This is a genomic window from Bacillus sp. P4_D3, from assembly GCF_056401855.1.
Genome location: NZ_JBFUIN010001002.1, coordinates 1 through 966, shown reverse-complemented (window position 1 = coordinate 966; position 966 = coordinate 1). Strand labels below are relative to the sequence as shown.

Annotated in this window: 1 protein-coding gene; it reads right to left on the bottom strand. The window is 32.3% G+C overall.

Features of this window, described 5'->3' with window-relative positions; genetic code table 11:
* Positions 1–641 precede the first annotated feature (641 nt).
* Entirely contained in the window at positions 642–809 is a 168-nt protein-coding gene (locus AC1DTM_RS28685; RefSeq protein ID WP_165762439.1) for a hypothetical protein, read from the bottom strand.
* Positions 810–966 lie beyond the last annotated feature (157 nt).

Sequence of the window (966 nt, the reverse complement as noted above, 5' to 3'; positions counted from 1 at the left end):
CGTATTTACAATGAAATAAAAATGTTTTTTTATTAATTTGTTATTTTCATACTTTTTCAAAACTTATTTTCACTATATGAAAATAAAAACAATTTATGAAGGGATTCTTTACAAACAAAAAGAAGGCATCTCGAATAAAGATTAATCAAAATGGCCTTCTTTACACATGCTCAGCAACTTAAGCATTCAGAATTACTCCAAAACGAAAAAATGAGTTTTTTTGCTACAAGTTAGCAAAAAATTTCGTTCTGGGGATATTTACTTTTCTTAGGTTGATAGCGAGGGGGTAGCACCAACAAAACACAAATTTAGTACGCTACGACAACGTAAAAATCTTATACTGCCCGTAAAAAACTGATTAGTGAGAGCTCATAATCTGCGGGGGATGGGCACCCACGCGAATTTAAGTTTCACTTTATAAAAAAGTAAGGGTCGGTACCGCTCGTTATTTCACCATTCTGAACAATCGGTACATACGAAGTGCACCCAGAGCTTTCTCCATCTGCTAATCTATTTCCTCCGACAAAAAATAATCCAATCCATTCGTTAACTCCTTGCGTATATGGGAGTAAATTATTTAAAGTATCTGGATTAAAACAGTCAATTTTATCTGCGGAATACTCTTCATTGGTATAGGTAAATCAATAGTTTTGAGGATTAACATCTGGGGAAAAATGCCAACGGAAATTTAGATTTATTCCATGTTGACTCCAATAGTCTTGAGCTCCTATAAACATTTGAGCAAGTCTATCATTACTACTATTAGCACTTGGGGCAACAAATATATTTAAGCCTACATAATATGCCATTTACTGATCTCCTTAAAATAGATTCGCAATAAACTATTTAGAGAGAGTAGATATGGCTTGTACACTTTTTGTAACGGTATTTGCTGAGTTTTTGTATAATATAATCATGTGAAGTTAACATAACTTATTGTATCAATAGTATATATTAGTATATATT

Bases quoted from the DNA above. Each gene is read 5' to 3' on its own strand.
- AC1DTM_RS28685 (WP_165762439.1), bottom strand. From the start codon at position 809: ATGGCATATTATGTAGGCTTAAATATATTTGTTGCCCCAAGTGCTAAT.